This is a genomic window from Streptomyces spiramenti (assembly GCF_012034385.1).
Classification (GTDB): domain Bacteria; phylum Actinomycetota; class Actinomycetes; order Streptomycetales; family Streptomycetaceae; genus Streptomyces; species Streptomyces spiramenti.
In genome coordinates, this window is record NZ_JAAVJB010000047.1 from 1 (window position 1) to 26641 (window position 26641).

Genomic DNA, 26641 nt, shown 5'->3' on the forward strand with positions numbered 1-26641 from the left:
CGACGGCGGCCTCGGCGGTCTCCGGCGCGGGGGCTGCGGCCTCCGGGGCCGGAGCGGGTGCCGCGTCGGCGACGACGACAGCGGCGTCCGCACCGGTGCTGGGCGAGCCCGCGGGGCGGGAGGCCGCCCGACGCCGGCGGCGCGGCGGCAGGGTGTCGCTGGGTGTCGTGGGGGTGTCGCTTCGTTCCGCCGCGTCCGTACCGGCGGACGTGTCGATCTCGTGCATGCGGGGGTTCTCCCGTCACGCTCCCGGGCGCCGCGTCTGTGACTGCGGCCGCCGCACGGGAGCTTGATCTGTTGTGGCTCGCCGGTTCCGGGCCCTCACGGCACGGCTACGGCGAAAGTCTGTTGGTCGGTGGCGCGACGCCGGCTCGGGCCGGACCGGGGTGGCTCCCTGGTCCCGGGCCGTCCTACGGCGCGTGGACGCAGTCCCTGACCGGCAACCCCAGCGGCGCCGCCGCGTCCTACCGTCCGGCAGCCGTGGAAAGGGCCGGTGCGGCGTCGCGGTCAGGTGCGAACGGGTCGGTCACCGTGCCGGTCTCCTCATCGAGGGGCCCCTGCGCCAGCCTGGTCACCCCTGGGGGGACCGGCGGCGCCAGGTCGGCCGTGCTGCGGAGACCGGACAGGACGTCGTCGGGTCGTACGGCAGGTGTGAGATGCCGTACCACCAGGCGCAGTATCGCACAGGGGCCGCCGTCGGGGGCGACAGCCCCGCCGTCCGACACCGCCATGGAGGCGACGGCGGCACGGGTGTCGAAGGTGCGCGGGCCCTTCTTGGTCTCGCGGGTGACCTCGACGGACTCCGCCGCGAGGAAGGCCGCCGTCGCACGTTCGGCGTCGGCGGGGGTCACGCCGGTCAGCCGCAGCTCCCATGCCGAGGCCGCGAGCTGTTCGGCGAAGTTCGAGGTGCGGGCCTCCACCGCGTCGACGATGTCGAGGCCGGGCGGCATCGAGTCGTCGAGCCGTTCCCGCAGCGTGGCGGGGTCGCGGTGGTCGGCGAGGCCGATCTCCAGGTACTCGGCCTCGCTGGCGGTCCCGGTGGGCGCGGCGTTGGCGTAGCTCACCTTGGGGTGCGGGGTGAAGCCCGCGGAGTAGGCCATGGGCACCTCGGAGCGCTTGAGTGCCCGCTCGAAGGCCCGCTGGAAGTCGCGGTGGCTGGTGAACCTCAGGCGGCCCCGTTTGGCGTAGCGCAGGCGGACCCGCTGCACGGTGGGGGCGGGAGGCGGTCCGGTCGGCTGTCGCTTACCCAGTGTCGTTCATTCCTTCGGCCGAGACAGGCACTAGCTGTCCGATTCTATGCGGAGCAGCGGGCGCGCACACCGCCCGCGCCCCTGCCGGGCGCCGCTGCCGGCGCGGGTGCCCCCTTCGGGGCGGGGCGATTCGGCCGGTGGGCCCGGATTGCGGAGCCCCGCCACCGATCGGCAGCGGGGTGGACAACCCCACCGAGGCTCACTATTCTGAAAACGAACTAGTCGACGTAAGCGAGTAGTGAGGGTTGGTGACTACGGATGCCTCCGGTGGATCCCGCGACGAGCTGGCTGCGCGGCGTACTGCCGCTGGCACTCGCCGCCGTACTGGCCAGAGGTGACCAGCACGGGTACGCGCTGGTGCAGGAACTCGCGGCGGGCGGCTTCGGCAACATCCGCGGCGGGGCCCTCTACCCCGTGCTGGGGCGGATGGAGAACGACGGCCTGGTGGAGGCCCGCTGGGAGCCGGGCGAGGGCGGCCCGGGGCGCAAGGTCTTCCGGCTGACCGACGCGGGCGGCGAGCGGCTGCGGGAGGAGGCCGAGAACTGGCAGCGGTTCTCGGCGGCGATGGGACAGCTGCTGGATCTCACCCAGACCCCCGCGGGGAGCCCCACGGGCGACAAGAAGAAGGAATCGTGATGACGGACACGGACAGTCGCTGGGAAGCGCGACTGCGACTCGCACTCGCCGACCGCGGGGTGGGGTACAAGGTCGCCGACGAGGTGATGGAGGAGGTCGGACAGCACTGCGCCGCGTCCGGGGAGAGCCCCGAGGAGGCGTTCGGGAAGCCCGACGAGTACGCCGTCGCCGTCGTGCGCGACCGCATACCCGACGCGGTGCGCGCCGAACGGCGCTGGGACGCCATGTCCTTCCAGGACCACGTCGACGGGGCGCTGATCCTCACCGGCTGGTGGGCCATGGTCGCCGGCCTGATCCTCTGGCTCACCGCCGGCTTCATGATGCCGCTGACCTGGGGCGGCCTGGTGGGCGCGGTACTCGTTCTGCTGGCCGCGTTCACCGCCTCCCTCGGGTACAGCTTCTCCGGCACTCGGCTGCCCTCCGGCCTGGCCTGGATCGGTGGCGGGCTGGGGCTGGCCACTGCCGCCGCCCTCGCGTTCACTCTGCTGCCCGCCACGGAGCTGGGCCGGGTTCCGGCGCTGCTGCTCAGCGCGGTCGGGGCCGCGTCGTTCGCCTGGGGATTCCTCCGCGAGCACGACGACAAGCCCCACGGCGCCCCCGGCGACCGGAGCGGTGGCGCCGAGGCCGAGGACCGCCCGCCACTGGGGCGCGAGGAGTGGCTGCGGGAGCTGCCGCGGCTGCTCAAGGAGCTGCACGGCCTGCCGTCCGCCCGGGCGAAGGAGATCACCGAGGACGTGGCCCGGCACGTGCGGGAGACCGGCGGCGAGCCGGAGGAGGAGTTCGGCCCGGTGCACCGCTACGCGCTCCAGGTCACCGATGGGGAGCCCGCACCGCTCCAGCGCTGGTGGCTGCGGAGCGGGGTGTCCTCCGCCGGTCTCCTGCTCGCGGTCTCGCTCGGTGGCTTCGTGCTGCATTTCTCGGTGCTGACGGCCTCGACCTGGGTACTGATCGGCGCCAGCCTGATGCTGGTGCTGGCACTGGTCCTCTTCGTCGTGGAGCTGGCGGAGCACCGCGAGGAGCAGGCCAAGAAGTAGGAGAAGCAGTGAACCGGTGCGGCGGGCCGCCGCACCGTCGAGAACGCCCCGCTCCCCGTGCGCACGGGGAGCGGGGCGTTCCTTGTACCCCGGTGCCTCGACGGCGCGCGGCACCGGGGACGCCGGTCGACCGGTCAGCCGGCGGAGTCCTCCGCGCCGGCAGCGGGGGCGGGCACCTCCGGGGGCTCCGCGCTCAACAGGTGGTCGAGCAGGGACATCCCCGCCTTCACGTCCACCTTCTCGTCGAGGAGCCACTGGGCCGAGAGGCCGTCCATGGCCGCGAGGAGCAGCGAGGCGGCGACGTCGAGCGGGACGTCCTCCCTGACGACGCCGATGTCCCGGCCGTGTTCGAGAACCAGCCGGATCCGGCCGCGCAGTCGCTCGTAGCGCTCGACGAAGTACGCGCGGGAGCCTTCGTTGTCCGACTCCAGCGCACGGGCCAGCATGCTGTTGAAGAGGGCCGTCAGACCGGGGACGCGCGTGACGAAGTCCGCGCTGTTCAGCGCGGCGGCGAGCCCGCCGTCCACCGACAGGTCGGCCTCCGCGCGCTGGTCGGCCTCGCGCAGCACTTCGAGGAAGAGCTGTTCACGGGAGCCGAAGTAGCGGCTGACGGCGGCGTGCGTGAGGCCGACGGACTCGGCGATCGCGCGCAGCGAGGTGTGCTCGTAGCCGCGCTCGTCGAACACCTCGACGGTCTTGTCGAGGATCTGCCGGCGTCGCTCGATGCCCTTGCGGTAGGGGCCTCGCTTCGCTCGTGGCGCTGGTGCCGCCGGCTGCTCACCGGTGTCGTTCACGGGTGTCACCACCTTCTCCTCGGGGTCGGCGCGACCCCGATCCTAGAGCCGCGCGGCCGGCCGACCCCCTGGTGGCGCGGGGCCCCGGCTCCGTCCGGCGCGGTCGGCGGTCGGCGGTCGGCGGTCGGGGACTGCGTAGGGGGTGGCGCGGCACCGCCATCGTAGCGAAAAGTTCCACGTGGAACTTTTGGTGTACGGTGGTGCTGCGCGCCGCCGATCGGTCGGTGCCGTCCCCCTGTCGTGTCGATACCGAGGAGCAGCCATGTCCGGTGACCGGAGCCGTAGGACCGTGAGCACGGGGCACGAGGACGCCGACCGCCGGGAGGCCGTCGTCTACCAGGTCTATCCGCGCAGCTTCGCCGACGGGAACGGCGATGGCATCGGTGACCTGCGAGGCGTCCTGCACCGCCTGGACCACCTGGCCGAACTCGGGGTCGACGCGGTCTGGTTCAGCCCCTTCTATCCCTCCGCCCTCTCGGACGGCGGCTACGACGTGGACGACTACCGCGACGTCGACCCGGTCCTCGGCACCCTCGACGAGTTCGACGAGGTCGTCCGGTGCCTGGGCGACGCGGGGATCGAGGTCGTCATCGACATCGTGGCCAACCACAGCTCCGACCGGCACCCGTGGTTCACGGAGGCGCTCGCCGCCGGGCGGGGCTCCCGCGCCCGTGAGCGCTACGTCTTCCGCGACGGGCGCGGCGAGCACGGGGAGCTGCCGCCCTCCGACTGGCCGGCCTTCTTCGGCGGCCCTGCGTGGACCCGGGTCGCCGACGGCCAGTGGTACCTGCACCTGTTCACGCCCCATCAGCCCGACTGGAACTGGTCCGACCCCGAGGTGCGGGCGGACTTCCTGCACACGCTGCGGTTCTGGGCGGACCGGGGCGTCGCCGGGTTCCGTGTCGACGCGGCCATGTGCCTGACCAAGGACCTGACCGAACCGCTGCCGCCGTGGGACGAGGTATACGCGGGCTTCCCCGTGCTGGTGGGCGGCGAGGGCGGCGGGCGCTTCGGCGAGGGGCGGAACCCGCTCTACGACCGGGACGACGTCCAGGACGTCTACGCGGAGTGGCGCGAGGTGTTCGACCGCTACGACCCGCCCCGGTTCGCCGTCGCGGAGGCATGGGTGGACCCCCACCGTCGCGCCCGCTACACGAGCCCGGACAGCCTGGGCCAGGTCTTCTCGCTGGACCTCCTCATGACCCCCTGGGGCGCGCAGGAGTTCGGCGAGGTGATCCGCCGCACCCTCGACCAGGTCGAGGCCGACGGCTCCGCCGCCACCTGGGTCCTCTCCAACCACGACGTGCCCCGGCACGCGACCCGGCTGGCGCCCGGGACGCCGGGCGGCGCCCTCGACGGCGTACCGCCGGGCGGGCCGGGACTCGACCGGGCGCGCGCCGCGACCCTGCTGATGCTGGCCCTCCCCGGCAACGCCTACCTCTACCAGGGAGAGGAGCTCGGCCTCCCGGAGGTGGCGCTGCCCCGCGAGGTAGGCCAGGACCCGGTCGCCGGCAACGACGACTCCGTCGTCCCGAGCCGGGACGGCTGCCGCGTTCCGCTGCCCTGGGAGGAGCACCCGCCCTTCTTCGGCTTCAGCGACCACGCGGCGCACCTCCCCCAGCCCGCCTGGTTCGGAGAGCTGTCCGCGGCGGCGCAGGCCAACGACCCCTCGTCGACGCTGTCGCTGTACCGGCAGGCCCTGCGCATCCGGCGGGAGCTCCGCACCGCCGGACCGGTCACCTGGCTGGAGCTGGGACCGGAACTGCTCGCGTTCGCCCGGCCCTCCGGCTGGACCTCCGTGACCAACTTCGGCGACACCCCCGTGGAACTGCCGGCCGGTGAGGTCCTCCTGTCCAGCCAGCCCCTGCGGGACGGCCTGCTGCCTGGCGACGGCACGGCCTGGCTGCGCGGCCCGTCCGTCCCTCGGTAGCACCCCCGCCGACCTCGCACCGCGGGCCGAGCCCTGGGGAACGTCCCGTTCCCCCGACCCCTCACCGCCCGTCGGCGACAGCCCTGCCCCCCCCCCTGACACGCCCCCGACCGGCACACCGCCCCCGGCTCACCGAGCCGGTGCGGCGGGTGCCCCGTGCGCGGCGGGCACCACCGCACTTCACCGACCACTGACCCCAGGAAGAGGTACACCCCATGGCATGGCAGTTGTTCCGGCTCGGCCGATGGTCGTTCGTCCACCGCAGGCTCGTGGTGGTGACCTGGCTCCTGCTCCTCGTGCTCGCCGGTGTCGGCGCGGCCACCCTCTCCGGCAAGACCACCGACAGCTTCACCCTGAAGGGCATGGAGTCGACCGACGCCTTCGAGCTGGTCGAGGAGCGCTCCCCCGACGCCAGCCCGGACGGCGCGACCGCCCGCATCGTCTTCGAGGCGCCCGAGGGCGAGTCGCTGACCGACCCCGCCAACCGCGCGGCGGTCGAGGAGGCACTCGCCCGCGTCGGGACGGGCAGCGTGGACTCGGTCGCGGACCCGTTCACGACGGGCACCGTCTCGGAGGACGGCACCGTCGCCTACGCGGCGGTGAACTACAACACGCCACCGGGCGAGGTCAGCACGGCCGACCACGACGCGCTGGACGCGGCGAAGCAGACCGCCGAGGCCGCCGGGATCGGCGCGGTCGTCGGCGGTGACGCCGCCGGGGCCGACCTGCACGACGATCTCGCCGAGGTCATCGGCATCGGTGTCGCCTTCGTGGTCCTCGCCGTCACCCTGGGTTCGCTGGTCGCCGCCGGAATGCCGCTGGTCACCGCCGTCATCGGCGTGGGCATCGGCGCGGCGAGCATCGCGGCGCTCAGCGGGTTCGCCGAGCTGAACTCGGTCACCCCGGCGCTCGGCACCATGCTCGGTCTGGCCGTCGGCATCGACTACGCGCTGTTCATCCTCTCGCGGTACCAGCACGAGGTCCGGGCCGGGCGCCCGCTGGCGGAAGCCGCCGGCGCGTCGGTCGGGACCGCCGGCTCGGCCGTCGTCTTCGCCGGGCTGACCGTGATCATCGCCCTGCTGGGTCTGGCGATCACGGGCATCGACTTCCTCATGCAGATGGGCGTGGCGGCAGCGGCGATGGTGGCGCTCGCGGTGCTGATCTCCCTCACCCTGCTGCCCGCGTTCCTGGGCTTCGCCGGCCGCCGGGTGGTCCGGGACCGCCGGAGCCGGAGCGGGGCCGCGGACACGGGAGGCAACACGGAAGCGGGCGCCGGTGGCCGGCGGTGGGCGAAGGCCGTCAGCAAGCACCGGGTCGTGGCCCTCGTCGGCGGCGTCGCGGTGGCAGCCGTCCTCTCGCTGCCGCTGGGCAGCATGCAGCTCGCCATCCTCGACAACGGCGTCGCCCCCGCCGGGAGCGACAGCCGGGTCGCCCACGACCTCATCGCCGAGAACTTCGGTGAGGGCATGAACGGCCCGCTGCTGGTGGTCGTCGACACCGCGGGCGCGGACGACAAGCTGCGCGCCGTCGAGACGGTCCACGCGACGCTGGCCGGGTCGGACGGGGAGATCGCCGTCCTCATCCCGCCGCTCGCCGACGACTCCGCCGAGGCACGGGCAGCGCTGGCCGGGCAGCTCGACGCCGTCGACCTCGCCAACTTCACCATCATCCCCGAGGGCGGCCCCTCCGACGCCGGCACCAAGGAGCTCGTCGACTCGCTCCGCGCCGACCTCGCCGAACTGCCCGAGCTGACCGGCGCGACGGCCATGGTCACCGGCCAGACCGCGGTGGGCGTCGACATCTCCCAGGAACTCGCGGACGTCTTCCCGCTCTACCTGCTCGTGGTCGTCGGCCTGGCCTTCGTGCTGCTGGTCCTGGTCTTCCGCTCGGTCCTCGTGCCCCTCAAGGCCGCGCTCGGCTTCCTGCTCTCCGTCGGCGTGGCGCTCGGCTGCACCGTCGCGGTCTTCCAGTGGGGCTGGCTCAATGGCCTGATCGGCCTGGACGCCACCTCGCCCGTGCTGTTCATCCTCCCCCTGCTGCTGACCGGTGTCCTGTTCGGACTGGCCATGGACTACGAGGTCTTCCTCGTCACCCGGATGCGTGAGGCGTACGTCCACGGCACCGAGGCCCGGCAGGCCGTCGTCGACGGGTTCGCCCACAGCGGGCGCGTCGTGACCGCCGCCGCCCTGATCATGTTCGGTGTCTTCGCCGGGTTCGCGCTCGGGGACGACTCGATCATCAAGACCATCGGCTTCGCCCTCGCCGTGGGTGTCCTCGCCGACGCCTTCCTGGTCCGGATGCTCATCGTCCCGGCCGTCATGGCCATCGTCGGCAAGCACATCTGGTGGCTGCCGAAGTGGCTCGACCGCGCCCTGCCGAACCTCGACGTCGAGGGCGAGGCCCTGGTGAGCAAGCTCGGCCCGCCGCCCGGGAACCCGACCGCCGCGGTGGCGACCGAGGCCGGGGCCGTCGAGTCCCCGCCGGCCCCCACCCGGCAGCCGGTGAGCTGACCCCGGCGCCACCCGGTCCGCACCGACCGACGGAAGCCCCCTCCCCCGCCGGGAGGGGGCTCCGCCCGTTCCGGACGTGCGGACTTCCTGGACGAGGTCAGCCGGGGCGCTGTCCTCGCACAAGAAGCGTGCCCTCGGTGCGTCGACCGCCGAGCGGGGCCGGAAGAATCTCGGCACCGCAAGCAGCGAAACCGGCGTCGCGGAGGATGCTCAGCCATGAGTCCGACTCATAGTCCCAGCGACGGACGACGGCCGGGTCCTCGTCCGGTCCCCGCTGGATGAGCGATGCCTGCGCGCCGTAGCAGCCCTCGACGGCGGGCCGCTGGGAGAAGACCAGACGCCCGCCCGGCACGAGCGCGGCCCGGATCGCCGGGAGCAGGATCTCCGGGTCGGAGAAGTAGACGGCACCGAACACGGAGTAGACGGCCGCGTAGGTGCCCGGTGACGCCCGCAGGTGCGTGAGGGCGTCCACGAGGTGCAACTCCACCCCGGGGTGATCCGGCCAGCGCTCACGCGCCTTGGCCAACTGCCGGGTGGACACGTCCACCCCGACGGCGCCGATGCCCAGGCTCGCAAGATGGGCCGCGTTGCCCCCGCTGCCGCACCCGAGGTCGAGCGCCCTGTCGCCGGGCCGGAGCCCGAGGAGTTCGACGCCCGGCCCGTGGTCCGGGTACTGGGTCCAGTTGAACCAGGTCCGTGCGCCGACCCCGTTGGTGGGTCGGCGGTCCGGGGCGCGCGCCGCGTACGCGTCCCACGCGGCGGAGGCGGTCTCGATCACAGGCCCATCGTGCACGGCACACCGCCGCCCGACGCCGGAATCGGTTGCGGGATCGCCCGTGCGTGGCGGTCGTTCCCTGTCCGGTCCCCTCCTACGACCCCAACGGTGCGGGAGCCATCGTGTTCGCCGTCCTGGCCGTCAGTGCAGAGGGCGAGCGGGAAGGCCTCCGGGAGAAGACGTTGGAAGGCTTGGACGCTGCGGCACGCAAGGGCAATTACGGGGGAGGCCCGTTCGTGATGGACGACGACAAGCTAGCCGTGACCCGCGCCCGGTACGCGCAGGGTGAGAGCGTGAGCGCCATCTCCAAGGCGCTGGGGATCACTCGGGCCACCCTGTACCGACACATGGGCGAGAGCGCCTGAGACTGCCCCTGCCTCGTGCGTGTTCGACGTTCGCGCAGGGGCAGGGGCTTCTTCACTCCGATCAAGGCTCAGCCTTTCGCGGAGCGCAGTGTCAGGCCGTGAGTTCGGAGTGAGCCGGTACCGGGGGGCGAACGCCCGTCAGGGTCTCGGCGTGTGCACGCAGGCAGGGAGCAAGCTCCGCGTACCAGCCACGGGCGACGGCTTGCAGCATCTCGGCCAGGGCCGCGAGTTCTCCGATCCGGCCGGCTGGGCTGTCCAGAATCGAAGCGAACTCCTGCCGGATGCGGTGCGCGACGCCGGGCGCCAGCAGGCTGTTCGCATGGAGTAGACCCGCGTCGAAGCCGAGGGGCACCAACCCCCACCGCTCCCAGTCCAGCAGGTTCAGGGGCATGGTCGTGAGGTTGCCCCAGTGCAAGTCACCGTGCCCTGACACCCGCTCCACTGTGGCCGGAGCAGGGATGCCGAGGAACTGCGGGAAGGCGCGTTCCATCCACTCGTCCCGGACGGTGACCCTCACTCCGTCCACTTCGCTCAGCAGGCCGAGTGCCTGGCATAGGTCGTCCCACCACGCGTCAGGCAAGCCGGGGTCATGGTCCAGGTCTGCCCGGTCCGGGGACACAACGGGTTGTGCCACGTAGTCGAAGGCTTGCGCCTCGAACGCCCACTCGCCGTCAGTCCAGTCGTGCACGCCATGCAGGCGCGGACACGGGACAGCGTCAGGCACCAGCAGGGACGCGCCTACAGCGCCTTCCCCCTGCTTCCTGCCCGCGTTCCTCACAGCGGTGCGGCTCACCCGTAGCCACCGGTCCCCCGCTCTCCGACCGAGGGTGACCCCTTGGAATCCCCATGCCAGCCGGCCCGTGCACGTCAGGGTCAGAGCCTTCGCCGCACGGTCGTGAGCGGCTTTCATCAGGGCCTGTACGTCCTCACTCGGAGGAGAGTTCATCGGTCACCTTCCTGAGTTCCCTGGCCGTCAGAGGGGCAGCCAGAGCTTTCGCCGCATCGTCCCAGTGTTCGCGTGTGCTGGCCGAGGTCAGGACCACGTCGAGGCCGGGGCACGATCCGGCAGCCAGCAGGGCAGCGGCTGCGGGCGACAGGCCGGGGCGGATGAAGTCCACCAGTTCCGGTGTCATGGCGCTCAAGAGTTCGCCACCATGTAGCGGAGCCGAACCGAAGGTGATCAGCCCTCCGTCTTTCGCGTCCATCAGCGGTCCAACGCCGTTGAGCGCCTGCCTCATCAGGTCGTCCATGATCAGACTGACCGGCATCTGCAAACCTGTGAGGTGGTGCTCTGCCGAGCCCGCCGCCTGTCGGGCAAGGGTGAGCAGCTCCGGGACGGTGAACGCTTCGGAGGTCAGGCCCGACCACGTGGCTACCCCGTAGCCGCCGATCCTGCCTGCCTGTGCGTACTCCTCCAGCGCGGCGAACGTTTCCCGCAGACGCCCGTGCAGAGCGGCACGGTCGAGGCCGTGCCCGTGGTGCTCTGGGTTGTGCACGAACACGATGTCCGCGCGGCCGAGCACGGCCAGCGAACGCTCCGTCTGCCACCGAACGAAGTGCGGAGCGAGGCTGTGCCCACGGGCGGCCTCTTCCCGGCTGAGTACCTTCTCCGCCTGAGCGGCGTGCCCTTGCTTGCCCGTGAAGAACCCCGTCTTCGTCGCCACCTGCACGGTCGGATACGTGCGCAGTACCGAGCGCAGCCCCTCGTGTGCGTAGCCGTGGGCGTAGTTGGGTGCCGTGTCTACCCACGGGCTACCCGCAGCCAGGGCGGCACGTGCCGCCTGCCCGACAGCACGCACGCGGTACGTCCCCAGGGACAGCGCGGCCGTCACAGCGCTGCCCCTACGACCGCGACGACGTGCCCCTCTATGAGGGCCGAGACCAGCTCGGCCACGTCCTTGACCTCCAGTCCCGCACGGTCGGCCATGTCCCCGAGCGTGACGGGCGCACCGGCCAGCAGCGCACTCAGGGCAGGTTCGGCCGACTCGGCGAAGTCCCAGGCGGTACCGGCCGCCGAGAGCGTGACCGTGCCATGTGCGCTGTTCGCCGTCAGGCGGCCCCGGGAGGTGGTCACCTTGACCGTGATCCCCCGCTGTGCGGGCAGTCCGTCCACGTAAGGCAGGGAGGGGATCGCGTGGCCGAGATCGGTCGTGTCGATGGACTCCGCCCACCGCTCCACCAACCGAGGGTCAGCCATCATGTCCAGCACCTCATCGCGCAGGGCATCGATGAAGTCCGACTGATCTGCCGGAGGCAAAAACCGCGGGACGTCCTTGCGCAGTGCAAGGGACGAACGGAGCTGGTCCACGATCCAGAGCATGAGGTCCGCACCCGTGTGCGGAACCATGCCGAACGTCAGGTGAAGGGACTCCGTCCCCTGGTCGGCGGTGACCGCGTGCCACCAGCCGCGCGGCAGGTAGAGCACATCCCCCGGAGACAGAACGATGTCCGCTAACGGGTCGCCCTCCGGCCGCTCTGGCGACTCCACGTCCCGGAAGGTCGGAGCCTCACGGGTGGAGCCGTACAGGCGCCACCGCTTCGAGCCGTGCACCTGTATCACCACCACATCATGGTCGTCCCAGTGCAGCCCGAAGCCTTCCCGATCGGTCCAGGACGCGTAAGCGTTGGCCTGTACGGACGTACCGAGGAACCGTTCGAGACCTTCGGCAGCCGCACCCACCGCCGGGTGGATCTTCTCCACCGAGTCGAGGACCAGCGACGCACCGTCCTTGAGCTGGGCGTGGAACTCGGCCGGCTGGATGCGGGACCAGCTCACCGCGCGGCGGTTCGTGGTCGGGATCGCGTAGCGGTGGAGGGGGACCATCTCGCCGTCGAGAGACAGACGCAGCCGGGGCGGCTCCAGCCGCTGCGAAGCGATGATCCGATTCAGGTCGTCGAAGGAGAACAGGCCCGCCGTGTCGGCGGTTCCGGGGATGTGCGCGTAGGAGCGGTGGTACGTCCGGGCGAGGAACGTGTCCCCACCCAGACGCCCCGCCCACGAAGCCGCATCAAGCATCGTGGGCTACCCCGCTAGTCGTTGCCGTCGGAACGGCCGCTGGTGTTGTCCGACTCCTGCTCGGTCCGCGTCCTTGCGGCCGCGATCTTGCGCTTCGCGATGAGCAGGCCACCCCCCTCGGGGGCCACCGATCCGGCGTTCTCTTCCACCATCGGACTTACCTCTCTACTCGGGAACACCCGCCGGGAATCCGGCGGGGAGTCTGGGAAGGCAGCAGCCTCACGGCAGCTACCGCATGGCGATGACTCCGGCCACAACCAGGGCGGAGCCACCGAGGACCAGGGCTAGGTAGAGCAGACCCGCGTACCGGCCGACGTGGCGCAGCGTCCACTTCACTAAGCCCGGCATCAGTGCCCTGTCGGCACGCGGAGTGTCGCCGTGATCTGCTCGACCGCGTCAGCGCGGATCATGCCGAGATGGACGTACGCGCCCCCGCTGTGGGTCACTACGGGACGCACGCTGCTCCACGCGCTTTCGGGGATACCCAGAGCAGCGAGAGCCGCACGCAGGGACTCAGCTGCCTCAGTGGCCTTAGCGCGCGAGTCTCTCCAGGTCTGCATCTCCATCAGCCAGCCACCGACCTAGGGCAGCCGTTCGCGTGGCGATACGTGGTCAGGGGCGACCCGGACGTCCGATCAAGGACGATGCGACGGGCAACCTCCAAGGGCTCCAGAGGGCGCAGGCACGCGGCACAGTCCTGCCCCGCAGGGGCATAGGTCACGTACTCCAGCGCACCCCGCTCCGGGGCCTCCTCGCTCACCCTGACCATGTCGCCGCCTCCGCCTGACTCGGTGTGCAGACGACGCTAGGGACCTACGGGCATGCGGCTCTACCTTGTTGCACGCTGTTGCACGGGATCACCCGAGCGTGGAGAGCGCGTCACGGATCAGACCCTTCGCCGGCTCGCCCCGCACGGCCACCCGTGACAGCTCAGCGAAGGCGCGTAGGTAAGTGTGGATCTCTCCGGGAGTGGTCAGGTTGATCTCAGCTGTCAGCGTCTCCACAGCTACCTGCTGATCGTCGAAGGAGTAGAACGCTTCGAGCGGCCACACCGTTCTGCGGGCGTGCTTCGGGATGATGCCGAGCGCCACGTTCGGCCGACGCATGACAGTGAGCAGATACTCAAGCTGGTCCCGCATGGCTTCGTCATCGCAGACCCGGTAGTGGAGAACTGTCTCTTCGAGGAGCAGCGCGAAGCGGTGGGCACCCTCACGGATCACCCGCGACCTGTCGAGCCTGGCAGCCACCGCGTCGGCCACGTCATCCGGTGTGCCCTGAAAGGCCGTGATGGCTCTCAGAAGCCCTGTCGCGTACCCGGCGGTCTGGAGCATGCCCGGCATGACGTTCGAGGCATAGACGCGGAACGAGTGGGTGCGCTGGTAGAGCGGGACAGTCTGCTCATGGACACGGCGCATGCCGTCCTTGTGGATCTGTCTCCACTCCACGTACATGGACTCGGCGTTCCGCGACGCGGCGATGAGGTCAGCCGCCTGGCCGTCCGCTCCGCACGCCGAGCACCACGCCCGGATATCCGCATCCGAGGGAGGCGTGATGCCCCGCGCGATACGGGAGGACTTCGCCCGGTGCCAGCCGCACCGAACGGCCAGCTCATGACCAGACAACCCCGCGTCTTTCATCAGCCCTTGCAGGCGGGTGGCAACCGCCTGGCGCGCGGCTTGGGCACTGGAGAGCGGAGAGGTAGGCATGAGCTGACCGGTCAGGAATCAGACGGTGTACTTCTCGTGCGGGATGCCCCGCTCCCACACAGCCTCGAACGCCGACGCACACAGCTTGGCTACGGCAGCGTCCTCCGTCTGGTCGGTGTGGACCCACCTGCCGACGCCGTCGAAGACGTTGAACTGAACAAGCCTGCCGTCGAACAACCAGAAGTCGTTGCCAGGTAGGGCCAGGTCCGAAGCACTGCGCCGGGGCAGCCAACGGATCTGCTCTCCGGCCGCCACGTTGGTGAACGTGCCGGAGTGCTCGAACGCGATGTAATCGCTGACAGGCTCCGACACGATGCGGGCACGTCGGATAACGACACCCTTGGCCGTGACCTCCTGAACAAGGTCAAGCCACGGACGCCACCAGGAACCCCGGTCATCCGGGTTCAGCCGGTGCCCCTGCTTCCATGCGGCGAAGCCTTCGATCTCGTTGTCCACGCCGTATCCGTCGCGCATCTCCAGATGCACGGCTGACTCCCGCACTGACCTGATGAGGTCGGAGAAGTCAGTCAGACTCTGCGACACGAAGCGCCTCCCTGAGAAGCGGGACCATCCGCTTCGGAACCCTGATCACCGACTCATGTCCGGGGATCAGAACATCCCGTGAGCTTTCGCCCGTGGTCTGCTCGTCTGCTGTCCACCCCTGGATCACAAGATCCTTCGATTCCTGGTCCACCCACACAGCAGGTGATCCGTGATCTCCGGACTCAGGATCTTTGCCAACGAACCGTAAGGCCATGAGGTCCCTCCCTGTCGAGCGCGTTGCGCCTGGTTGCACGACCCTCACCCTGCCGGACTGGGCTGGTCAAGGGGGCGTGTTCACCCCAGCCGGGTCAGGGGCGGTTGCGTCCCAGGGAGGCACGCAGAAGGCGTCCGGCTCTGTGTCGGGCCAGACGCCCTCTACCTACCTACACCCACTCCACGGCCGAGACGATGCGCCCGCCGTCTTGCCGAGGGGCAGGGAGCGGCGTTCGCCGCAGCGTGCGCGAGGCCTGCTCACGTTCTCTCGCTCCGAGCCCTCGAAGGATCTCGGCCCGCTCCGCATCGGTCATGCCTGCGAGTGACTCAGCCATCCGACGGACGGCATCTCCGCTGGTCACTAGGGCTTCTTGACTGTCAACGGGAGCAGTCTCTTGCCCGTGGGGCCGATCTGGATGCTGGTGTCCATCTGGGGACAGACCCCGCAGTCGAAGCAGGGGGTCCAGCGGCAGTCCTCGACCTCGGTCTCGTCGAGGGCGTCCTGCCAGTCCTCCCAGAGCCAGTCCTTGTCGAGGCCGGAGTCGAGGTGGTCCCAGGGCAGGACCTCCTCGTAGGACCGCTCGCGGGTGGTGTACCAGGCGACGTCCACGCCCTGCTGCGGCAGGGTCTTGGCGGCGGCCTCCATCCACAGGTCGTACGAGAAGTACTCGCGCCAGCCGTCGAATCGGCCGCCGGCCTCGAAGACGGCGCGGATGACGGAGCCGATGCGGCGGTCACCGCGGGAGAGCATGCCCTCGACGATGCCGGGCTTGCCGTCGTGGTACCGGAAGCCGATGTTGCGGCCGTACTTCTTGTCGCCGCGGATGCGGTCCCGCAGCTTCTCCAGCCGGGCGTCGGTCTCCTCCGCGGAGAGCTGCGGCGCCCACTGGAACGGAGTGTGCGGCTTGGGAACGAAGCCGCCGATGGAGACGGTGCAGCGGATGTCGTTGGAGTTGGAGACCTCGCGGCCCTTGGCGATGACGCGGGTCGCCATCTCCCCGATCTGGAGGACGTCCTCGTCGGTCTCCGTCGGGAGGCCGCACATGAAGTACAGCTTCACCTGGCGCCACCCGTTGCCGTAGGCGGTGGCGACCGTGCGGATCAGGTCCTCCTCGGAGACCATCTTGTTGATGACCTTCCGGATGCGTTCGCTGCCGCCCTCGGGGGCGAACGTCAGGCCGGACCGGCGGCCGTTGCGGGTCAACTCGTTGGCGAGGTCGATGTTGAACGCGTCGACCCGGGTCGAGGGCAGGGACAGCCCGACCTTGTCGTCGGTGTAGCGGTCCGCGAGGCCCTTGGCGACGTCGGCGATCTCGCTGTGGTCGGCGGAGGAGAGCGAAAGCAGCCCGACCTCCTCGAAGCCGGTGGCTTTCAGCCCCTTGTCGACCATCTCGCCGATGCCGGTGATGGAGCGCTCACGCACCGGCCGGGTGATCATGCCGGCCTGGCAGAAGCGGCAGCCGCGGGTGCAGCCGCGGAAGATCTCCACCGACATCCGTTCGTGGACGGTCTCGGCCAGCGGCACCAGCGGCTGCTTGGGGTACGGCCACTCGTCGAGGTCCATGACGGTGTGCTTGGAGACCCGCCACGGCACGCCGGACCGGTTGGGCACGACGCGGGCGATCCGTCCGTCGGGAAGGTACTCCACGTCGTAGAAGCGCGGGACGTACACGCCACCGGTGCGGGCGAGGCGGAACAGCAGCTCCTCGCGTCCGCCGGGGCGACCGGCGGCCTTCCACTCGCGGGTGATGTCGGTGATCTCCAGAACGGCCTGCTCGCCGTCGCCGATCACCGCGCAGTCGATGTAGTCCGCGATCGGCTCGGGGTTGAACGCGGCGTGGCCGCCGGCGACCACCACCGGGTGGTCCTCGGTGCGGTCGGCGGACTCCAGCGGCACCCCGGCCAGTTCCAGCGCGTTCAGCAGGTTGGTGTACCCCAGCTCGGTGGAGAACGAGACGCCGAAGACGTCGAACGCGCCGACCGGCCGGTGGGCGTCCACGGTGAACTGCGGGACGCTGTTCTCCCGCATCAGCTTCTCCAGGTCCGGCCAGACGCTGTAGGTCCGCTCGGCGAGGACACCCTCCCGCTCGTTGAGCACCTCGTAGAGGATCATGACGCCCTGGTTGGGCAGGCCGACCTCGTACGCGTCGGGGTACATCAGCGCCCACCGCACGTCGCAGGCGTCCCAGTCCTTGACGGTCGAGTTCAGCTCGCCGCCGACGTACTGGATCGGCTTCTGGACGTGCGGGAGGAGGGCCTCCAGGCGCGGGAAGACCGATTCGACTGGCATGGGTGACAACTCCGGGGGGTGTCGGTCGCGCTGTACGGTCGGGCCGCGCCGCCGGCGGCGGGCGTGGGCCGCGGACAAGGGGATCGGCCGTTCAGCGTACTGGGTCGCACCGGTGCCCCGCACCGCGCGGCGGTACGGGGCACCGGGGAGAGCCGGGTCAGGCAGAGGCGGACAGGGCCCGTTTCATGCGGATCGACTGGAGGAGCCCGATGGCGATCCAGGTCGCGAACATCGAAGTGCCGCCGTAGGACAGGAACGGCAGCGGGATGCCGGCTACCGGCATGATTCCCATCGCCATGCCGATGTTCTCGAACGACTGGAAGGCGAACCAGGCGACGATCCCGGTGGCGATGACCGTCCCGTACAGCTCCGTCGCGCCGCGTGCGATCCGCAGCGCCCGCCACAGCACGACCCCCAGCAGCACGATGATCGCGCCGGCGCCGAGGAAGCCCAGCTCCTCGCCGGCGACGGTGAAGATGAAGTCGGTGTGTTGCTCCGGCACGAACTGGCCCGTGGTCTGGGTGCCCTGGAAGAGCCCCTTGCCGTCGAGTCCGCCCGAGCCGATCGCGATCCGGGCCTGGTTGGTGTTGTAGCCGACGCCGGAGGGGTCGCGGCTGGGGTCGGCGAAGGCTGCGAACCGGTCGATCTGGTACTGGTCGAGGAGGCCGAGGAACCAGACGGCCAGCGCGGCTGCCACGCCGGCGGCCACCAGTCCCAGGGTCCAACCGATGCGCGCCCCGGAGCCGAAGAGGATGCCGAGGATGATCGCCGCGATGACCATGGCCATGCCGGTGTCGTCCACCAGGACGACGCACAGCGGGACCGCGGCCAGCGCGAGGGCCTGGAGCATGGTCTTGCCGCCGGGGTACTCGCGGTCCCCGGCGTCCACACGGGCGGCCAGTATGACCGCCATGCCCATGATCACCGCCACCTTGGCGAACTCGCCGGGCTGGATCGTGTAGTCACCGATCGCGAGCCAGGCCCGCTGGCCGTTGATCTCGGTGCCCAGCGGGGTGAACACCAGCGCCATCAGCACGAGGGTGAACACGTAGAAGATCGGCACGAACCCGCGCAGCCGGTGGTGACCGAGCCACATGACGCCCACGGCGAGCGCGATGCCGATGGAGAGGTTGACGACCTGCCGCAGGAGGAAGTACTGCGGATCCCCTCCTGTTATGCCGGTGCGCGTCCGGGTGGCGGACCAGACCAACAGGCAGCCCAGTACGGAGAGGGCGCCCGCGGCGCCCATCAGGACCCAGTCGACGCGGCGCAGCAGGGAGTCCCGGGCGGTCAGCCGCATCCAGGCCGGTTGCTGGCCGGTGCGCCGGGCGCCCACGTAGGTGTGGATGCTCACCGCCTCACCCCTCGTCCGCGATGATGGTGCCGTTCTCGTCGATCTCCGGGAGGCTGCTCATCGGTTCGGGCAGCAGTGCCGCGCCACGGTCGACGGAGCCGTCCTCCGACACACCGTAGATCGCCTCGTAGATGCGGCGGACCGCCACACCGGAGGCGCCCGAGCCGGTACCGGCCTGGTCGATGGTCATGACCACGGTGTAGTCGTCGGAGAACGTGGTCAGCCAGGACCGGGACTGCTTGTTGTCGGTGGTCGCGGTACCCGTCTTGGCGTACAGCGGGATCTCGTCCAGCGGCCAGCCGCCGAACCGCCAGGAGGCGGTACCGGTCGACACGACGTCGGCGGTGGCTGCCTTCAGCTGCCTTATGGTCTGCTCGCTGGCGGGGAGCTTCCCGGTCTCGACCGGGTCGATCTCCTCGACGAGGGTGCCGTCGGCGCCGATGACGGCCTTGCCGACGGTCGGCTGGTACATGGTCCCCCCATTGGCGATGGCGGCGTATATCACCGCCATCTGGAGCGGGGTGACGAGGACGTCGCCCTGGCCGATGGAGAAGTTGACGGCGTCACCCGCGCGGAGCTTCCACCCCTCCTCGCAGTTCTCCCTGGCGAGGCGGTGCGCGAAGTCCTGCTTGTCGGACTTGGCCATCTCGCACCAGGAGTCCTTGTTCGCCTCCCAGTACGAGCGCTTCCACTCCCGGTCCGGGACGCGGCCGGTGACCTCGGAGGGGAGGTCGATGCCGGTGGTGGCGCCGAGGCCGAAGCCCAGGGCGGTCTCGTACAGGTAGTCGTTGGTCTCGTCCTTGGGGTTGGGCCCGCCGTCCTTCTGCCACTCCTGGTGGGCCAGGCGGTAGAAGACGGTGTTGCAGGAGACCTCCAGGGCGCGGCCGAGACTGATGGGCCCGTAGCCGGTGGACTCGAAGTTCCGGAAGGTCTGGCTGCCGATGCTGTACGAGGACGAGCAGTCGTAGCGGCCGTCGAAGGGGTAGCCGGCGTTGACGGCGCCCGCGGAGGTGACGACCTTGAAGGTTGACCCCGCCGGGGACTGCCCCTGGATGGCGCGGTTGAGCAGCGGGAAGTTGGAGCCCTCGCCGGTCAGTTCCTGGTAGTCGCCGCCGGAGATGCCGCCGACCCAGACGTTGGGGTCGTAGTCGGGGGCGGAGGCCATGGCGACGATGCGGCCGGTGTCGTTCTCCATGACGATGGCCGCGCCGGAGTCGGCCTCGTAGGTACGGCCGGTGATCTCGTCGGTCTGGGTGCGGGCGTCCTTCATGGCCTGGCCGAGTTCCTTCTCGACGACGGCCTGGACACGGGAGTCGATGCTGGTGACGACGTTGGCCCCGGCGACCGCGTCGTCGTTGTCGGCCTCACCGATGACGCGGCCGAACTTGTCGACCTCGTAGCGCGTGACGCCGGCGCTGCCGCGGAGGAAGGAGTCGTAGGTGCGCTCCAGGCCCGAGCGGCCGATCTGGTCCGACCGCAGCAGGGGCGAGTCGGTGTCGTTTGCCTCCTGGACCTCGTCGTCGGTGACCGGGGAGAGGTAGCCGAGGACCTGCGAGGTGGCGGCACCGTCGGGCCCGGTGTAGCGGCGGACGGCGGTCGGCTCGGCGCTGATACCGGGGAACGCCTCGGCGCGTTCACGGATCTGGAGCGCCTGCTCGGTGGTGGCCTCGTCGGTGACGGGGATCGGCTGGTACGGGGAGCCGTTCCAGCAGGGCTGCGGGGTCTGCGCGTCGCACAGCCGCACCTTGTTGGCGACCTCGTCCTGGGACATGTCCAGGAGGTCCGCGAGGTCGGCGAGGACCTGTTCACCGCCGTCGCGCTGCCGCATCAGCTGGGTGCGGTCGGCGGAGACGACGAGGCGGGTCTCGTTGTCGGCGAGGGGCACGCCGCGGGCGTCCAGGATGGAGCCGCGGACGGCGGGCTGCACCACCTGCTGGACGTGGTTCCCGGCCGCCGCCTCCTGGTACTCGTCGCCGCTGCGGATCTGGAGGTACCAGAGCCGTCCGCCGAGGGTGAGGAGCAGCGAGAGGACCAGCATCTGGATGACGACGAGCCGGATGGTGATGCGCGAGGTGCGGCCCGTCTCGGGGATGTTGCTCACAGCCGCTTGACCCCCTTGATGCGTCCGGTCTTCACGCGACCGCCCATGGGGACGCGGGTGCTGCGGCCCTTCCTGCCCAGGAGCGGGGAGCGCGGCTTGGCGGTGCCGCCCGGGCGTTTGAAGAGCGACGCGCGGGAGGGCTGGGCCCAGCTGTTGATGGTGTCGTTGCCGCCCGCGGAACCGGAGACCGAGTCGGCGGCGAGGGGGTCGTCCTCCAGCTTGCGGGCCAGCGCCATGACCAGCGGCACCGCGAAGGGCGCGAGCAGCAGGTCGTAGATGGTGGCGGTGAGGACGAGGGTGACCAGGCTGCCCAGGGCGACAGCGGTGTCACCGACGAGGGTGCCGACCCCCGCGTACAGGAGCGTGGAGGCGACCGCGCCCGCGCCGACGACGATCATCGGGACGGTCGCCGACCGGTGGGGGCCGGTCTCCGGCCGGGTGAGTCCGGCCGCGTAGCCGATCACGCAGAGGACCAGGGCGTAGCGGCCGACGGCGTGGTCGGCCGGGGGTGCGATGTCGGCGAGGAGGCCGGCACCGAACCCGGCGAGCGCGCCGCCGACGTGGCCGTAGACCAGCGCCAGGCCCAGCACGGTGAGGAGCAGCAGGTCGGGGACGGCGCCGGGGAGCTGGAGGCGGGCGAGGACGGTGACCTGGAGCACGAGCGCCACGATCACCAGGACGGCGGTGAGGAGGGTGCGGGTCAGGCGCATGGTCAGTCAGCTCCCACGATGGCTTCGGGGTCGGTGCCCGTGCCGGGGCCGGTGCCCTGGCCGGTGTCGTTCCCGCCGGACTCCGTCCCGGTTCCGGCGTCCCCGCCGTCGGTGTCCTCGTTCCCGCCGGCGTCGCCGTCGGTCCCGTCCTCGGTGTCGTCGTCCTCGGCGTCTTCGTCGGTGTCCTCGGCGGGCTTCTCCTCGCGCGCGTCCTCCGGGCGTTCGGGGAGGACGGAGTCGCGGGGGTTGTCGCGCGGGGGTTCGACCACGACGCCGACGAGGTCGAGCTGGGTGAAGGCGACGTAGGGGCGGATGCGGACGGTGCGGGTGAGGTCGCCGGAGGCGGCCTCGACGCTGGTGACCTCGCCGACCGGTACCCCGGGGACGAAGGGCTTGCCGTCCGCGGAGCCGAAGGTGACGAGACGGTCCCCGGCCTTCACCTTGGCGCGGTGGTTGAGGAGTTGGACGTCGATGGTGTCGTCACCGCGGCCGTTGGCGAAGCCGAGTTCGTCGCTGCCCTCCATGCGGGTGCCGACGGTGAAGTTGGGGTCGCTGGCCAGGAGCACCGTCGCGGTGCCAGGGCCCACGGTGGTGACGCGGCCGACGAGGCCGTCGCCGTTGAGCACGGTCATGTCGCGGCGGATGCCGTCGTCACGCCCGGCGTCGATGGTGATGGTCCAGGAGAACCCCTGGGTGGGTCCCATGGCGATGACCTGGGCGCCGACGATGCGGTACTGGCCCGCTCCGGCAGTGCCGAGCATCTCGTCGAGTTGCCTTATACGGGAGTCGCGGTGCTCGGAGCTGCCGAGTTCCTGGCGGAGCTCGGCGTTCTCCCGCTCCAGCTCGCTGATGCGGTCGTGACGTCGCCCGGAGTCGCGGACGGCGCCGATGGCGTTGCCGACCGGGTCGACGGCCCGGGCCAGCCCGGACTCGACCGGCCCGAACACCGAGGCGGCGACCTCGCGCGGCGCGTCCAGCGGCGACTCCTCCCCGCTGCGGAGGTCCATCGTGATCAGCGCGAAGGCGATGGCGACCAGAAGCAGGAGCAGGAGCCTGCTCTCCTTGGTGTCCCTCACGTGCGGAGGCCGTGCCTTTCTGCGTCGTTCGGTGGTCCGCCTGCCGGTCGGCCCGCCGGGCGGCAGGCGCTGCCCGGCCGGAACCGGCGGGGCGGCGCCGCGCGGTGGTGCCCGGGGGGCGTCACCGTCGGGGCTGGGCGTCCAGTACCTGCTGCAGCGCCTCGAACTCCTCGACGCACTTGCCGGAGCCGAGGGCGACGGAGTCGAGCGGGTCCTCGGCGATGTGGATGGGCATGCCGGTCTCCTGGCGGAGGCGTTCGTCGAGGCCGCGGAGCATGGCGCCGCCGCCGGTGAGGACGATGCCGCGGTCCATGATGTCGCCGGAGAGCTCGGGCGGGCACTTGTCGAGCGTGGTCTTGACGGCGTCCACGATGGAGTTGACGGGCTCCTCCATGGCCTTGCGGACCTCGCCGGAGGAGATCACCACGGTCTTCGGCAGCCCGCTGACGAGGTCACGGCCGCGGATCTCGGTGTGCTCGTCCTGCTCGGTGTCGTAGGCGGAGCCGATGGTGATCTTGATGTTCTCGGCGGAACGCTCGCCCAGCAGGAGGCTGTACTCCTTCTTGATGTGCTGGATGATCGCGTTGTCCAGCTCGTCGCCCGCGACGCGGATGGACTGCGCGGTGACGATGCCGCCCAGCGAGATCACCGCGACCTCGGTGGTGCCACCGCCGATGTCGACGACCATGTTGCCGGTCGCCTCGTGCACCGGGAGCCCGGAGCCGATGGCGGCGGCCATGGGCTCCTCGATGATGTGGACCTGGCGGGCGCCCGCCTGGGTGGACGCCTCGATGACGGCGCGTCGTTCGACCCCGGTGATGCCCGAGGGAACGCAGACCACGACCCGGGGGCGGGCGAGGTAGCGGCGCTTGTGGATTTTCAGGATGAAGTAGCGGAGCATCCGCTCGGTGATCTCGAAATCGGCGATCACCCCGTCCTTGAGGGGACGCACGGCGACGATGTTGCCGGGGGTCCGGCCGATCATCTTCTTGGCCTCGGACCCGACGGCGAGAATGCCACCGGTGTTGGTGTTGATGGCGACGACGGAAGGCTCGTTGAGCACGATGCCACGGCCTCTGACGTACACCAGCGTATTGGCCGTTCCGAGATCGACTGCCATGTCTCGACCCATGAAAGACATATTGCTCATGAGGATACGTCTGGCCTTCCAGCTGGAGCGTTGGGTGCGTGGAGGTCGGCAGGATGCGATGTCGCCGCCGCCCGCGAACTACGCGGTGGGCACGCGTCACATCGTATCCCCGGCCGGTCGGGCACAGGGCGCCGGTGCGCCTTGACTCGCCATTGTCAACGGAACCCGACCCGTCCACCGTCATGGTGACGTCGTGTTCGGGTGAAGACTTGCCCGTTCGACTCTACATACCCCGATGGCGGAGCGCATTGGAGCGACAAGCACGGTGCGGGCAATTCTCGCCGGATGCGGCGGGGCCCGGGGGCCACCGGTCCCGCCGGGCGTGTCGCACGCCGCGGGAGGTGGTCGGATGCCGCGGGCCGGGTGACGGCCCGCGGCTATCCGTGAATCGGTTCGCCGGTTCGCCGGTGCCACGCGAAATGCGGCGTGGCTGTGGCGCCGGTCGGGATGTCCGGTCCTGACACGAGGTCGGACGGAACAGTCCGGAATTAGCTCAGGCCGGGGAAGAAAATCTTCATCTCACGTTCGGCGGACGCCTCGGAGTCCGATGCGTGGATGAGGTTCTCGCGCACGATGGTGCCGAAGTCACCGCGGATCGACCCCGGGGCGGCGGCGATCGGGTCGGTCGGACCGGACAGCGCACGCACCCCCTCGATGACCCGCTCCCCCTCGACGATCATGGCGACCGACGGCCCGGAGACCATGAAGTCCATCAGGGGCGCGTAGAAGGGCCGGCCCTCGTGCTCGGCGTAGTGGTCCGCCAGCGTGTCGCGGTCCAGCGTGCGCAGTTCCAGCGCGGTGATGCTCCAGCCCGCCTTCGCCTCGATCCGGCCGATGATCTCGCCGACCAGTCCGCGGCGGACGGCGTCCGGCTTGAGGAGAACGAGGGTGCGCTGGGTCATGGGTACGGCTCCAACCGGGGTGCGGTGCGGGACAGGTGAGGGCCCGGGATGCCCGGCGCGGACGGCCGCACGGCATCGACCGGTGAGCCCGCACGATACCCGCACTCGGGCCCGCTCCCCCAGTCGGGCCCCGGCTACGCCCACCGCCCGCGGCGGCGCGCGGTCGGCCCCGCACGCGGGCGCGCCGCGCCGTCCGCCGGACGGTGTCGTGCCCCGGCGTGACCGGTGACCCGGAGCGAGGAGCTCCGCGCGGGCGGCGTGCCGGGGCGGACGTCAGGCCCCCGCGGCACGCTCCGCGTGCGCGGCCTTCAGCTCGTCCACGCGTCGGCCGAAGTGGACCGAGGCCCACCACAGCGCGGCGAAGCAAGCGCCGAGGAAGAACATCATGGGGACGAGGAACCCGCTGAGCACCAGGCCGACCTGGAGCGCCCACCCCATCGCCACTCCCCCGGGGCGTGTCACGAAGCCGCAGAGCAGCACGCACAGCACCATGACGACGCCGCACACGGCCCACAGCGTCCCCGGCGGGACGTCCGTCGTCCGGAAGGCGACGAGCCCCACGAGGCCGACGATGAGGCACTCGGAGATCAGCGTCGCGGAGCACAGGGTGCGCATCAGCGATCCCTTCCCAGCAGCAGGCGGGCCTCGCCCACGGTGATCACGGAACCGGTCACCAGTACGCCGGCGCCGCCGTACTCGGCGGACTCCTCGGCGAGGGTGATCGCGGCATCGATGGCGTCGTCGAGGCGGGGTTCGACCTGCACGCGGTCCTCGCCGAAGACCTCCACCGCGACAGCGGCCAGCTCGTCGGGGTCCATGGCGCGGTGCGTGGAGTTGCTGGTCACGACGACCTCGGCGAGGACGGTCTCCAGCGCCTCCAGGACCCCGCGCACGTCCTTGCCCGCGCTGGTGCCCACCACGCCGATCAGACGGCTGAGGTCGAACGCCTCACCGATGGCGGCGGCGGTGACCTCGGCTCCCGCCGGGTTGTGGGCAGCGTCCAGGATGACCGTGGGGCTGGTCCGTACGACCTCCAGGCGTCCCGGTGAGGTGACCTGTGCGAACGCCTCCCGCACCAGGTCCTGGTCCAGAGTCCGGGCGTGGGTGGCCCCGACGCCGAAGAACGCCTCCACCGCCGCCAGAGCCACGACCGCGTTGTGCGCCATGTGCTCGCCGTGCAGCGGCAGGAACAGGTCGGGGTACTCGCCGCCGATGCCGCGCAGCGTCACCAGCTGGCCGCCCACCGCGACCTCCCGGGAGACGACCCCGAACTCCAGGCCCTCACGCGCGACGGTGGCGTCCCGCTCCCCCGCCCTGCGGAGCATCACCGCGGCGGCGTCCAGCGGCTGCTGGGCGAGGACGACGGTGGCGTCCTGCTTGATGATCCCGGACTTCTCACCGGCGATGGCCTCCGCGGTGGTGCCGAGGCGGTCGGTGTGGTCCAGCGAGATGGGGGTCACGACGGCGACCTGCCCGTCCACCACGTTGGTGCAGTCCCATTCGCCGCCCATACCGACCTCGACGACGGCCACGTCGACCGGGGCGTCCGCGAACGCGGCGAAGGCCATGGCGGTCAGCACCTCGAAGAAGGAGAGCCGGTGCTCCTGCCGGGAGTCGACCAGGTCGACGTAGGGCAGCAGGTCGCGGTAGGTCTCGATGAACCGCTCGGGCTCGATCGGCCGGCGGTCCAGGCTGATCCGCTCGGTGATGGACTGCACGTGCGGGCTGCTGAAGCGGCCGGTCCGCAACTCGAAGGCGCCCAGCAGCGTCTCGATCATGCGAGCGGTGGTGGTCTTGCCGTTGGTGCCGGTGATGTGGATCGACGGGTAGGAGCGCTGCGGCTCCCCGAGGACGTCCATCAGCGCCCTGATGCGGACCAGCGAGGGGTCGAGCTTGGTCTCGGGCCAGCGCTGCGCCAGCTCGGCCTCGACCTCGGCCAGCGCGCTGTCGGTCTCCGGGTCCTCGGGGCGGCCGGGGACGTCGTCCTTGGCGGAGGGCGGGCCGGAGAGGGCGCGCAGCGTCCGGCTGCCCGCCTCGATGACGGCCAGGTCGGGATCTCGGACGGTCTCCTCCTCGACGATCTCCGCGAAGGGGTCGCCTCCCGGGGTGTCGGGGGCGTGGTCGTCGGGGGTGTCGGGGCCGAAGTCGTCGGGGGTGTCGCTCACGGGGCTCAAGTCTACGGAAGGGCGGGGGAGCGGGACGCCACCGTCGCGCGTGAGGGCCTGGAGTTCGGGGTCGTCTCCCGGGAGGTCGCGGTGGGCGGCCAGCTGGTGACGCTGCGCGGCA

The 26641-nt window shown here is 70.9% G+C and carries 24 protein-coding genes; 5 read left to right on the forward strand and 19 right to left on the reverse strand.

Annotation, left to right across the window (positions count from 1 at the left end):
• Both HCJ92_RS08620 and HCJ92_RS08625 read right to left on the reverse strand, forming a co-directional pair.
• Positions 1–226 (reverse strand): hypothetical protein (locus tag HCJ92_RS08620; protein WP_167932873.1); only part of this gene is annotated, 226 nt, incomplete at its 3' end.
• 238 nt (positions 227–464) lie between these two features.
• Positions 465–1208 (reverse strand): TIGR03936 family radical SAM-associated protein, encoded by a 744-nt coding sequence (locus tag HCJ92_RS08625; protein WP_167932874.1) that lies wholly within the window; start codon positions 1206–1208, stop codon positions 465–467.
• 309 nt (positions 1209–1517) lie between these two features.
• On the opposite strand from HCJ92_RS08625, the gene HCJ92_RS08630 reads away from it, so the two are divergent.
• A complete protein-coding gene (locus tag HCJ92_RS08630; protein ID WP_209310869.1) occupies positions 1518–1886 on the forward strand; it encodes a PadR family transcriptional regulator in 369 nt (122 codons plus the stop codon).
• Positions 1886–2920, forward strand: a complete 1035-nt coding sequence (locus HCJ92_RS08635) for a hypothetical protein (protein ID WP_167932876.1) — start codon at positions 1886–1888, stop codon at positions 2918–2920. Before HCJ92_RS08630 ends, HCJ92_RS08635 begins: the two co-directional genes overlap by 1 nt.
• A 134-nt stretch (positions 2921–3054) precedes the next feature.
• Here the strand turns inward: HCJ92_RS08635 and HCJ92_RS25565 are convergent, their stop codons facing one another.
• Positions 3055–3714: a TetR family transcriptional regulator gene (locus HCJ92_RS25565; protein ID WP_167932877.1), complete on the reverse strand. Its 660-nt coding sequence runs from the start codon at positions 3712–3714 to the stop codon at positions 3055–3057.
• 262 nt (positions 3715–3976) lie between these two features.
• On the opposite strand from HCJ92_RS25565, the gene HCJ92_RS08645 reads away from it, so the two are divergent.
• Positions 3977–5644, forward strand: a complete 1668-nt coding sequence (locus HCJ92_RS08645; RefSeq protein ID WP_167932878.1) for an alpha-amylase family glycosyl hydrolase — start codon at positions 3977–3979, stop codon at positions 5642–5644.
• A gap of 215 nt (positions 5645–5859) precedes the next feature.
• Entirely contained in the window at positions 5860–8154 is a 2295-nt protein-coding gene (locus HCJ92_RS08650; RefSeq protein ID WP_167932879.1) for an MMPL family transporter, read from the forward strand.
• Positions 8155–8251: 97 nt separating this feature from the next.
• Here HCJ92_RS08650 and HCJ92_RS08655 read toward each other — a convergent pair whose 3' ends face one another.
• On the reverse strand, positions 8252–8932 hold the full coding sequence (locus tag HCJ92_RS08655; protein ID WP_167932880.1) for a methyltransferase domain-containing protein: 681 nt from the start codon (positions 8930–8932) through the stop codon (positions 8252–8254).
• A gap of 62 nt (positions 8933–8994) precedes the next feature.
• On the opposite strand from HCJ92_RS08655, the gene HCJ92_RS25570 reads away from it, so the two are divergent.
• On the forward strand, positions 8995–9294 hold the full coding sequence (locus HCJ92_RS25570; protein WP_338054083.1) for a helix-turn-helix domain-containing protein: 300 nt from the start codon (positions 8995–8997) through the stop codon (positions 9292–9294).
• 91 nt (positions 9295–9385) lie between these two features.
• Here the strand turns inward: HCJ92_RS25570 and HCJ92_RS24785 are convergent, their stop codons facing one another.
• The 15 genes from HCJ92_RS24785 to folC all read right to left on the reverse strand — a co-directional run bounded on the left by HCJ92_RS24785 (position 9386) and on the right by folC (position 26520).
• Complete coding sequence (locus HCJ92_RS24785) at positions 9386–9874, reverse strand: hypothetical protein (protein ID WP_245240710.1); 489 nt, start codon at positions 9872–9874, stop codon at positions 9386–9388.
• A 346-nt stretch (positions 9875–10220) separates the two neighbouring features.
• Entirely contained in the window at positions 10221–11126 is a 906-nt protein-coding gene (locus tag HCJ92_RS08670) for an aldo/keto reductase (protein ID WP_167932883.1), read from the reverse strand.
• On the reverse strand, positions 11123–12310 hold the full coding sequence (locus HCJ92_RS08675; protein ID WP_167932884.1) for a cupin domain-containing protein: 1188 nt from the start codon (positions 12308–12310) through the stop codon (positions 11123–11125). Before HCJ92_RS08675 ends, HCJ92_RS08670 begins: the two co-directional genes overlap by 4 nt.
• 14 nt (positions 12311–12324) lie before the next feature.
• Entirely contained in the window at positions 12325–12462 is a 138-nt protein-coding gene (locus HCJ92_RS08680; RefSeq protein WP_167932885.1) for a hypothetical protein, read from the reverse strand.
• A gap of 705 nt (positions 12463–13167) precedes the next feature.
• Positions 13168–14016, reverse strand: a complete 849-nt coding sequence (locus HCJ92_RS08690; protein ID WP_167932887.1) for a helix-turn-helix domain-containing protein — start codon at positions 14014–14016, stop codon at positions 13168–13170.
• Between the two features lie 18 nt (positions 14017–14034).
• On the reverse strand, positions 14035–14559 hold the full coding sequence (locus tag HCJ92_RS08695) for a DUF6879 family protein (protein ID WP_167932888.1): 525 nt from the start codon (positions 14557–14559) through the stop codon (positions 14035–14037).
• Positions 14560–15133: 574 nt separating this feature from the next.
• The gene (locus tag HCJ92_RS08700; RefSeq protein ID WP_167932889.1) at positions 15134–17062 is read right to left on the reverse strand and encodes a TIGR03960 family B12-binding radical SAM protein; all 1929 of its coding nucleotides are present in this window, start codon (positions 17060–17062) and stop codon (positions 15134–15136) included.
• A gap of 157 nt (positions 17063–17219) precedes the next feature.
• Complete coding sequence (rodA, locus tag HCJ92_RS08705) at positions 17220–18362, reverse strand: rod shape-determining protein RodA (RefSeq protein WP_167932896.1); 1143 nt, start codon at positions 18360–18362, stop codon at positions 17220–17222.
• Positions 18363–18420: 58 nt separating this feature from the next.
• Positions 18421–20517: a penicillin-binding protein 2 gene (gene mrdA / locus HCJ92_RS08710; RefSeq protein WP_167932890.1), complete on the reverse strand. Its 2097-nt coding sequence runs from the start codon at positions 20515–20517 to the stop codon at positions 18421–18423.
• The gene (gene mreD / locus HCJ92_RS08715; RefSeq protein WP_167932891.1) at positions 20514–21227 is read right to left on the reverse strand and encodes a rod shape-determining protein MreD; all 714 of its coding nucleotides are present in this window, start codon (positions 21225–21227) and stop codon (positions 20514–20516) included. The genes mrdA and mreD overlap by 4 nt, the downstream gene beginning before the upstream one ends.
• Positions 21228–21229: 2 nt before the next feature.
• Positions 21230–22303: a rod shape-determining protein MreC gene (gene mreC / locus HCJ92_RS08720; RefSeq protein WP_167932892.1), complete on the reverse strand. Its 1074-nt coding sequence runs from the start codon at positions 22301–22303 to the stop codon at positions 21230–21232.
• A gap of 121 nt (positions 22304–22424) precedes the next feature.
• Entirely contained in the window at positions 22425–23444 is a 1020-nt protein-coding gene (locus tag HCJ92_RS08725; RefSeq protein ID WP_167932897.1) for a rod shape-determining protein, read from the reverse strand.
• A gap of 497 nt (positions 23445–23941) precedes the next feature.
• Positions 23942–24355, reverse strand: coding sequence for a nucleoside-diphosphate kinase (gene ndk, locus HCJ92_RS08730; protein WP_167932893.1), 414 nt, complete (start codon positions 24353–24355; stop codon positions 23942–23944).
• Positions 24356–24628: 273 nt separating this feature from the next.
• Complete coding sequence (locus HCJ92_RS08735; RefSeq protein ID WP_167932894.1) at positions 24629–24970, reverse strand: DUF4233 domain-containing protein; 342 nt, start codon at positions 24968–24970, stop codon at positions 24629–24631.
• Positions 24970–26520, reverse strand: a complete 1551-nt coding sequence (gene folC, locus HCJ92_RS08740; RefSeq protein ID WP_167932895.1) for a bifunctional tetrahydrofolate synthase/dihydrofolate synthase — start codon at positions 26518–26520, stop codon at positions 24970–24972. Before folC ends, HCJ92_RS08735 begins: the two co-directional genes overlap by 1 nt.
• Positions 26521–26641: the final 121 nt, after the last annotated feature.

Excerpts from the sequence above, each read along its gene's own strand:
- HCJ92_RS08635 (WP_167932876.1), top strand. The coding sequence starts at position 1,886 with ATGACGGACACGGACAGTCGCTGGGAAGCGCGACTGCGACTCGCACTC.
- HCJ92_RS08650 (WP_167932879.1), top strand. The coding sequence starts at position 5,860 with ATGGCATGGCAGTTGTTCCGGCTCGGCCGATGGTCGTTCGTCCACCGC.
- HCJ92_RS08690 (WP_167932887.1), bottom strand. The coding sequence starts at position 14,016 with ATGCCTACCTCTCCGCTCTCCAGTGCCCAAGCCGCGCGCCAGGCGGTT.
- HCJ92_RS08645 (WP_167932878.1), top strand. The coding sequence starts at position 3,977 with ATGTCCGGTGACCGGAGCCGTAGGACCGTGAGCACGGGGCACGAGGAC.
- ndk (WP_167932893.1), bottom strand. The coding sequence starts at position 24,355 with ATGACCCAGCGCACCCTCGTTCTCCTCAAGCCGGACGCCGTCCGCCGC.
- HCJ92_RS08680 (WP_167932885.1), bottom strand. The coding sequence starts at position 12,462 with ATGGTGGAAGAGAACGCCGGATCGGTGGCCCCCGAGGGGGGTGGCCTG.
- HCJ92_RS08675 (WP_167932884.1), bottom strand. The coding sequence starts at position 12,310 with ATGCTTGATGCGGCTTCGTGGGCGGGGCGTCTGGGTGGGGACACGTTC.
- HCJ92_RS08725 (WP_167932897.1), bottom strand. The coding sequence starts at position 23,444 with ATGTCTTTCATGGGTCGAGACATGGCAGTCGATCTCGGAACGGCCAAT.
- HCJ92_RS08735 (WP_167932894.1), bottom strand. The coding sequence starts at position 24,970 with ATGCGCACCCTGTGCTCCGCGACGCTGATCTCCGAGTGCCTCATCGTC.
- mreD (WP_167932891.1), bottom strand. The coding sequence starts at position 21,227 with ATGCGCCTGACCCGCACCCTCCTCACCGCCGTCCTGGTGATCGTGGCG.
- rodA (WP_167932896.1), bottom strand. The coding sequence starts at position 18,362 with ATGCGGCTGACCGCCCGGGACTCCCTGCTGCGCCGCGTCGACTGGGTC.
- HCJ92_RS08700 (WP_167932889.1), bottom strand. The coding sequence starts at position 17,062 with ATGCCAGTCGAATCGGTCTTCCCGCGCCTGGAGGCCCTCCTCCCGCAC.